The 8,846-nt window shown below is 71.4% G+C and carries 4 protein-coding genes; all 4 read right to left on the reverse strand.

Annotation, left to right across the window (positions count from 1 at the left end):
- Window positions 1-24: 24 nt before the first annotated feature.
- Window positions 25-2,247 carry a TonB-dependent siderophore receptor gene (locus BST28156_RS26680; protein ID WP_174903782.1) on the reverse strand — a complete coding sequence of 741 codons (2,223 nt, stop codon included), beginning with the start codon at window positions 2,245-2,247 and terminating at the stop codon, window positions 25-27.
- Window positions 2,248-2,291: 44 nt separating this feature from the next.
- The gene (locus BST28156_RS26685; RefSeq protein ID WP_174903783.1) at window positions 2,292-3,656 is read right to left on the reverse strand and encodes a lysine N(6)-hydroxylase/L-ornithine N(5)-oxygenase family protein; all 1,365 of its coding nucleotides are present in this window, start codon (window positions 3,654-3,656) and stop codon (window positions 2,292-2,294) included.
- A 32-nt stretch (window positions 3,657-3,688) separates the two neighbouring features.
- Entirely contained in the window at window positions 3,689-4,702 is a 1,014-nt protein-coding gene (locus BST28156_RS26690) for a GNAT family N-acetyltransferase (protein ID WP_174903784.1), read from the reverse strand.
- Window positions 4,692-8,846, reverse strand: a 4,155-nt coding sequence (locus tag BST28156_RS26695; RefSeq protein ID WP_174903785.1) for a non-ribosomal peptide synthetase, incomplete at its 5' end; no start/stop codon positions are given. The genes BST28156_RS26695 and BST28156_RS26690, both read right to left, overlap by 11 nt.

Below are 8,846 nucleotides of genomic sequence, written 5' to 3' on the forward strand. Positions count from 1 at the left end.
GCCGGCGGGCCGCGGCGCGCATCGTCACCAGTTGTATTTCGCGGTGGCGATCACCGTGCGATCGTTGCCGAACATGCAGACCGAGCTCGACTGGCAGCCGCTGATGTAGTGGCGGTTGAACAGGTTGGTCGCGTTCACCGCGAAGCGCCAGTTGCGCATGTCGTAGTGGATCGCCGCGTCGAACAGCGTGTAGCTCGACACCGTCAGCGAGTTGTCGGTGTCGCCGGCCGACGCGCTCTGGTAGCGAATCCCGCCGCCGAGGCCGAAGCCCGACAGCGGGCCCGTGTGCCACGTCCAGTCGGCCCACAGCGACGCGATCTGGCGCGGCCGCGGCACGTCGACCGGCCAGTTGTTCAGCGACGCGTCGTTGGCTTTCACGACCTTCACGTCCTGGTACACGTAGGACGCGATCAGCGACAGGTTCGGCGTGACCTTGCCGGTCGCGCTCAGCTCGATCCCGCGCGAGCGCACCTCGCCCGTCTGCACGGACGTCGTGCCGGCTGGATCGAGACTCGTCGGCGTCGCCGTCAGCACGTTGGTCTGGTTGATCTGGTAAATCGCCGCGTTGAGCATCAGGTTCTTGCCGGGCGGCTGCCAGCGCAGGCCGGCCTCGACCTGCCTGCCGCGCGTCGGCTGCGGCAGGCCGCCGCCGTACAGGTTCACGCCGATCAGCGGATTGAACGACGTCGCGTAGCTGACGTACGGCGACAGCCCGTAGTCGCCCTGGTACGTGAGGCCGACGCGGCCCGTAAACGCGCTCACGTCCGCCTTCGACTGCGTGCCGGCCGCGCGATCGTCCATCCGCATGTTGACCCAGTCCTCGCGGCCGCCGAGCGTCAGCGTCCAGCGGTTCCACTTGATCTGGTCCTGCGCGTACAGGCCGAACGTGTTCATCGTCGTGTACGTGTTGGTGCGGTACGTGGTGTCCGGATTGGAGAACACGGCCGTCGTGACCGGCGTGTACACCGGGTTGTAGAGATTCAGCGTCGGCGCGGCGGCCAGCCATTCGCTGTCGGTCGCCGTCTGGCGGTTGTACTGGAAGCCGAGCAGCAGCGTGTGCTGGAGCGGCCCCGTCGCGAAGCGGCCCTCGACGTTGTTGTCGATGTCGAAGCGGCTGTAGTTCATCTGGAACACGCCGGCCCAGCGGTTGACGTCGGTCAGCGTGTCGTCGGCGAAGCCCGCTCCCCACACCGAGCCGTTGTCGAGCGACAGGTGCATCAGGCGCGTGTTCTGGCGGAACGTCCAGCTCGGCGTCAGGTTCCGCTCGAACTGGTAGCCGACTGACCACTGCTTCTTGCGGTAGTAGTTGAAGTTCGGATCGCCTTCGTACACATCCTTGCCGAGCTGCCCGTTCGGGTTCGGCAGCACCGTGCCCTGCGCGGGCAGGAAGTTCGACGAGATGTCGCCCCAGTCCTGCAGATAGGTCGCCGACAGCGTCAGCGACGTATCCGCATTCGGGCGCCAGCGGAACGACGGCGCGAGCGCGACGCGCTGGTCGTTGTTCGGGCCGGTCACCGCGTTGCCGTCGCGCGCGACGCCGACGAACCGGTACGCGTACTTGCCGTCCGGATCGAGTTTGTCGCCGACGTCGATCATGAACTGCTTGCGCGCGTAGTTGCCGATCTCGACGCCCGCCTCACGCACGCGCTCGCCGTCGGCCAGCTTGGTCTGCACGTCGACGATCGCACCCGGGTCGCCCGCGCCGTACAGCACGGAGGTCGGCCCGCGCAGCACGGTGATGCTGTCGATCATGTACGGGTCGACGCGCCAGCTCGACAGGTTCAGCGTGTTCGGCACCTGCAGCCCGTTCACGTACGCGGTCGGCGTGAAGCCGCGCAGCGCCGCGTACCAGTCCGAACGGTTGTCCGAACCGTACGACGAGAAACCCGGCACGTAGCGCAGCGCCGTGTTCACGTCGGTCGCGCCCGTCATTTCGATCTGCTGTGCGGTGACGACGTTGATCGTCTGCGGAATCTCGTTGATCGGCGTGTCGGTCTTCGTGCCGGTCCGGCTGCGCTTCGCGACCAGCCCGACCGTGCCGTCTCCTTCCGAGGCCGCGTTGACGCTGATCGTCGGCAGCGTGCCGTCGGCCGCACCGTTCGATGCGGCACTGCCGGTCGATGCCGCCGCGCCCGCATTCGCGGCCGGCGCCGTCTGTGCGAATGCCTGCCCGGTCGCCGCCGCCCCGAACGCGATGCTCGCCGCGGCTGCGATCGCACGCACGCGCGTGCCTGTTGCCCACTCCATCTTGTGTTGCTCCACTTGTCATGCGGTCTCCGACCGCGCCTTTGTCAAAGAGCGAAAGCCATGCGGCCCGCGCTCACCCCGTTGTCGTGTCGTGTCCGGGCCGCGCCGTCGTCCTGCGCGGGCGCGATCCCGCCTTCGAGCGACGCGCAGATCTCGTCCGCGCGGCGCGCCAGTACCGACAGCAGCGTGTCGGACAGGCCGTGGCTGTCTTCGCAGCAGCCCTGCAGATAGATGCGCGGCGCGAAATGCTCGGGCGTCGCGAGCAGGTAATCGCGCGTGACGTCGCCGCGCAGCAGTGCATCGCCGAGATGCGGCGCGAGCCCTTCGAGCAGCGATGCATGCGTGTCGCGCCGGTAGCCGGTCGCGAGCACCAGCGCGTCGAAGCGTTCGGTGCGCGTGTCGCCGTTCATCCGGTCGCGCAGCGTCAGCTCGATACGACCGTCGGCGCTGCGCGCCGCGGCCTCGATTGCGCTATTCGCGAGCAGCGCATGGCGCGGCGTGCCGTCGATGCGCTGCAGATAGAGCATTTCGTAGATCTGCTCGATCAGCGGCCGGTCGACCACCGCGTAGTTGGTGTCGCGATAGCGTTCCAGCAGCGCGCGCCGCGCGTCGTGCGGCTGCGCATAGACGACGTCGGTGAAGGCCGGGCTGAAGATCTCGTTGACGAACGGGCTGTCGTCGGCCGGCTTCAGCGCGCCGGCGCGCATCACGAGGCTGGCGTCGACATGCGGAAAGCGGCGCGCGAGATCGACGAACACCTCGGCGGCGCTCTGCCCCGCACCGATCACCGCGACGCGGCGGCGTTCGCCGTCCGGCGCGGCGACGAGCCGGCCGATGTCGGTCAGGTACGACGACGAGTGGATCACGCGGTCGCGGCCGAGCGCGGCGAACGCGTCGGGAATCGCGGGCGTGCCGCCGACGCCGACCGACAGTGCGCGCGTGACGCGCTGGCGCTCGTGCCCGGCGGCATCGCGCGACAGCACGCGCAGCGCGTCGATGCGCGCGCCGCTGCCGCGCACCGGCTCGATCGCGGTGACGGTCTCGCCGTAATGGACCTGGTCGTCGAATGCGTCGGCGACCCAGCTCAGGTAGTCGTGGAACTCGACGCGGGTCGGATAGAAGTTCTTCAGGTTGACGAATTCGTTCAGCCGGCCGCGCTCGAACAGATAGTTGATGAACGTGTAGCGGCTGGTCGGATCGCGCATCGTGACGAGATCCTTCAGAAACGAAATCTGCATCCGGCAGTCGTCGAGCAGCATGCCGCGATGCCAGCCGAATGCCGGCTGCCGCTCGACGAAGCAATGCGCGAGCGCGCGCGTGCCGCTGCGCTCCGCGAGGCGCACGGCCAGCGCCAGATTCGACGGCCCGAAGCCGACGCCGATCAGGTCGAATACGGTTTCTCTCTGCATGTCTCAGCTCCCTTGTCGATGAAACCGGCCCGTCAGACGTGACGGCCGGCGAAGAACGTCTCGCGCAGCGTGCGCATCCACAGCGGCTGCGCGTCGGCCAGTGCGAGCCGGCGCTGCCGCGCGAAGCCGTGCCGCGCGAGATAGTCGGCGAGCCGCGCGTGGCCGGCCGGCACGGCGCAGCCGACCGCTTCGGTGCGCGGATCGTCGAGAAACAGGTAATGGACGACGCACGGCAGCCAGCCGGCCACACAGTGCGGGCCGCGCCAGCGCGGCTCGCCGACCAGCATCCGCAGCCCGCGGTCGTAGTCGCGCGCCGCGACGTGCGGTGCGAGCGGGTCCTCCTTCAGCCAGAACGCGTCGAAATACGCGAACGGCTCGCCATCGAAGCAGCCGACGAGCGGCGTCAGGTGCGGATCGGCGTCGTGCGTGCCGGGCTGCGCGCCGGTCCAGCCGTCGCGCACACGCGGCTCGTCGAACCAGCGCGCGACGCGCGCGGCGTCCTCGTCCGGCTGCCAGCCGCGCAGCGTGAAGCGCACGCCGAGCGCCGGCAGGTCGCGCGCATAGACGACTCCGCGCGGCGCGGGCGGACGGCGCGGATGGCGGCGCCCGTCGGTCAGCATATGCAGCGTCGCGCACGGCGGCCGCGCGTCGACGAGCCACAAATCGGCCTGCTGTGCCCAGCCCTCGCGCATGCAGCGGCCGCCGTCGCCGAGCACGCCGCTCGCGCGCAGCGCATCGAGCGCGACCGCCGGCCACGCGGCCAGGTCGACGCGGATCGCCGCGCGTTTCGCGTCGTCCGAGAACGCCGCGGACAGCGCGGCCAGCAGCGCCCGCCGCTGGTCGGCCGGCGCCGCGCGATGGTTGTAGGCGACGACGCGCAGCGTGCCGTCGTCGGCGAGTTGCGCGCGCAGCAGCTGCGCGCCGATGCCGTCGCCTTGCGCGACACGGATCTCTGCGCCGTCGCGCAAGGCGAACAGCCCATCCGCGAACGCGAGGCGGCAGGTGTCGGGCATCGTGAATCCGTCCGGACGCACTTCAGCCAGCATGACGCACCTCCCGGTTCGTTTCTGCATGCACGCCCTCGTCGAGCCGCGCGCCGAGCGCCGCGAGCGTCGGCGACGCGAACACGTCGGCGACCGTCAGCGTGCGGCCCGCGCGGCACGCCGCATCGACGAAGCGCACGACGTCGAACGAGGTCGCACCGGCTTCGAACAGGTCCGCGTCGGGAGCCGGCGCGGCCGTCGCGAACGTGTCGGACCACAGCGCGGCGAGCGCGGCCGCCGCGCGCGGCGACCGTGCCGGCGTTTGCGCAGCGGCGGGCGCGACGTGCGCCGACGATCCGTCAACCCGCGCATCGGGCGCGCCGAGCGCCGCTTCGGACGCGCCGGCGAAGCGCGCAACCTCGTCGTGGTACAGCTCGACGAGCGTATCGACGAAGCCGCCGTCGAGCAGTTCGTCCGCATAGGAAAACGCCGCGCCGACGCGGCCGTCCGGATGCTCGACGACGTCCAGCTCCAGCGTGAACACGACGCGATGCCGCACGTCGTCGAAGCCGGCAAGCGACAGGCCGGCCCAGTCGCGCGCGGTCGCGCCGGTCGGCCGCAGGTAGTTGAACATCACCTGGAACAGCGGATTGGCCTGCGCGGCACGCGGTGCGCGCAACGCCGCGACCACGTCGGCGAACGGGACGTCGGCATGCGCATAGGCGGCCAGCGCCGTGTCGCGCACCTGCGCGAGCACGTCCGCGCGGCGCGCGGCGGCGTCGAGCCGCGTGCGCACCACCACCGCATTGATGAACAGGCCGAGCGCGTCGCGCGCCGCGTCGCCGGTCAGTTCGCGCGTCGACGCGAGCACGCCGACCGGCTGGTCGGTTTCGCCCGTCATACGGAACAGCGCGGTGTTCAGCGCGGCGTGCAGCAGCATCGGCAGCGTCGCGTGCGCGGCCGACGCGGCTTCGCGCGCGGCGCGGATCAGCGTCGCGTCGAATTCGAACGCGATGCGCGCGGCGCGCCATTGCGGCACGGCCGGCGCATCGGCGCGCTGCGGCAGCAGGCGCGCCGGCAGATCGGCAAGCGCGTCGCGCCAGTAGGCGACGCGCGCGGGATCGCACGGCGCGGGCAATACGAGCGGCACACCTTCGGATGCGGGCGCCGGTCGGCCGCTCACCTGCGCGACATAGTGCGCGCGGATCGCGTCGAGCCACAGTTCGATCGATTCGCCATCCGACACGATGTGATGAATCGTCACCGACAGCACGTGATCGTCCGCACCGAGCCGCAGCACGCGCGCGCGCCACAGCGGCGCATCGGCGGCGAGGTCGAACGGCGCGAGCGCATCCTCGTCGGTCAGCGTGCGCGCGCAGGCGAGCGCGTCGGGTTGCGCGGAAAGATCGACGACCGGCAGCGCGACCGGCGCCGGATCGACGATCCGCTGGCCCGGGCCGGCATCCGGTCGCACGACGATCCGCGCGCGCAGCGCCGGATGCGTCGCCGCCGCGGCGGAAAATGCGGCGCGCAGCGCGTCGACGTCGAGTGCGCCCCGCACGCGCAGCGCGACCGGGATGTTGTACGCGGCGCTGTCCGGCTGCGCGCGCCACAGGAACCACAGTCCGAGCTGCGCGGGCGACAGCGGCCACACGCCGTGCGCGTCGGGTTTCGCGATCGCGACGCCCGGCGCGGCCGCCCCCGCCAGCGCGGCGCGCGGCGCATCGGCAACCTGCCGCGCATACTGCGCGAGCACCGGCGCCTCGAACAGCGCCCGTACCGGCACGTCGCGGCCGAGCCGCTCGGCCACGCGCGTCGCGACGCGCACCGCGGCCAGCGAATGACCGCCGAGATCGAAGAAGTGATCGCCGCGACCGACGCGCTCGACGTTCAGCACGTCGCACCAGATCGCCGCGAGCGCGGCTTCGTCGCCTGCGAGCGGCGCTTCGTACGCACGTTCGATGCGCACCGGCGCCGGCAGCCTCGCACGATCGACCTTGCTGTTCGCGTTGCGCGGCAGCGCATCGAGCACGATCAGTTGCGCGGGCACCATGTAGTCGGGCAGCGTGCGGCGCAGGTGCGCGTCGAGCGTCGCCGCGTCGACCGGCTGCGCGGCCGCGCGCGCGTCGGCGGTCAACTCGACATAGGCGACGAGCTGCGCGTGTGCACCCTGCCCGTGCACGACCGCGCATGCTTCGCGCACCGCATCGTGCGCGGCGAGCTGCGCCTCGATCTCGCCCAGCTCGATGCGCAAGCCGCGCAGCTTGACCTGGTGATCGACGCGGCCGATGAAGTCGAACACGCCGTCCGCGCGACGCCGCACGAGATCGCCGGTGCGATACAGGCGTGCGCCGGGCGCGCCGTACGGATCGGGCACGAAACGCTCGGCGGTCAGCGCGGGACGGTCGAGATAGCCGCGCGCAACGCCGATCCCTTCGCCGCCCAGGTAAAGCTCGCCGATCACGCCGACCGGTAGCGGATGCAGCCGCGCGTCGAGCACGTGCGCGGTGCGTGCGCCGACCAGCGTGCCGATCGGCAAATACGCGGCGTCGCCGAGCGCGGCCGGATCGTCGCCGGGCCGGAACATCCACAGCGTCGGCGTGATGACTGTCTCGGTCGGGCCGTAGCCGTTCACCACGCGCACGTTCGGCAGCGCGCGGCGCAGCATCGCGAACGCTTCGCGCGAGGTCGCCTCGCCGCCGACCGTCAGCGAGCGCAGCGTCGGCGGCGCACCGTGCGCGAGCGCCCATTCGGCGAGCTGTGCGGCGCAGCCCGGCGGCACGTAGGTCATCGTCACGCCGTCGCGGACCATCATCGCGCAGGTTTGCGCGGGCGGCCACAGCACGTCGGCCGTCACCGACACGGCAGCGCCCGACATGTATTGCGAAAACCAGCCTTCGTGCGCGCCGTCGAAATTGACCGACTGGAACAGCAGGAACACGTCGTGTTCGCCCGCGCCGTAGCGTTGCGCGATCGCCGCGCAGTGCCGCGCGAACGCGGCGTGCTCGACGATCACGCCCTTCGGCTTGCCGGTCGAGCCCGACGTGTAGATCGCATAGGCCGCGTGGCCGGGCAGCACGTCCGGCAGCGCGACGTGCGCCGCTTCGTCGAGCGCTTCGAGCGCGTCCGCGCGCCACACGCGCAGGCCGGGCAGCTCGGGCAGCGACGCGGCGCTTGCACGATCGGTCAGCACATGCGCGATGCGCGCATCGTCGACGATCTGCGCGAGCCGTTCGCGCGGATGCGCCGGATCGAGCGGCACGAACGCAGCGCCCGATTTCAGCACCGCGATCAACGCGACCAGCAGGTCGACCGAGCGCTGCAGCGCGACACCGACGCGCATTTCCGGCCGCACGCCGGCCGCGACCAGATGGCGCGCAAGCCGCGCCGCGCGCGCATCGACTTCGCCGCGCGTCAGCGCGCGGTCGATGTCGGCGACGCCGCGCGCGTCGGGGCGCGCCCGCGCATGCGCGGCGATGCGCGCGTGCACCGGCACGAACGGTTCGACGTCGGCCGCGCCGTCCGGCGCATTCCATGCGAACAATTGCGCGCGCTCGGCGTCCGGCAGCCAGTCGAGGTCGCCGACCGGCGTGCCGGGCCGTGCGAGCGCATCGGCCAGCAGCGTGACGAAACGCGCGGCCAGCCGCGCGATCGAGTCTGCGTCGAACAGGTCCAGCGCGTAGATGAACGCCGCGTCGAACGCGCCGTCCGGCGTCGCTTCGATCGACAGCGTCAGGTCGAATTTCGCGGACGGCGTGCCCGACGGCAGCAGCGCGGCCGCGGCCGTGCCGAGTGCCGGCAGCGTGCGGCGTACGCCGTAGGCGGCCATCACCTGGAACAGCGGATGATGGCTCGCGCTGCGCGGCACGCCGAGCGCGTCGACGACCTGCTCGAACGGCACGTCCTGATGCATCTGCGCATCGACGAGCGCGCGCTGCGTGCGCTCGACCAGCGACGTGAAATCGCCGGTCGCCGGCACAGCGACGTCGATCGCGAGCGTGTTGACGAAGAAGCCGATCAGGTCGACCGTCTCCGCGCGTTCGCGGTTCGCGGCCGGCACGCCGACGCAGATCCGCGCGTCGCCGGTCGCGCGCGCGAGCAGCGCATCGAGCGCGGCGAGCAGCACCGCGAACGGCGTTGCGCCCGACGCGGCCGCGAACGCGCGCAATTGCGCACCGAGCCGCGCGTCGAGCGCAAACACGTGACG

Source organism: Burkholderia pseudomultivorans, assembly GCF_902499075.1.
Taxonomy (GTDB): Bacteria; Pseudomonadota; Gammaproteobacteria; order Burkholderiales; family Burkholderiaceae; genus Burkholderia; species Burkholderia pseudomultivorans.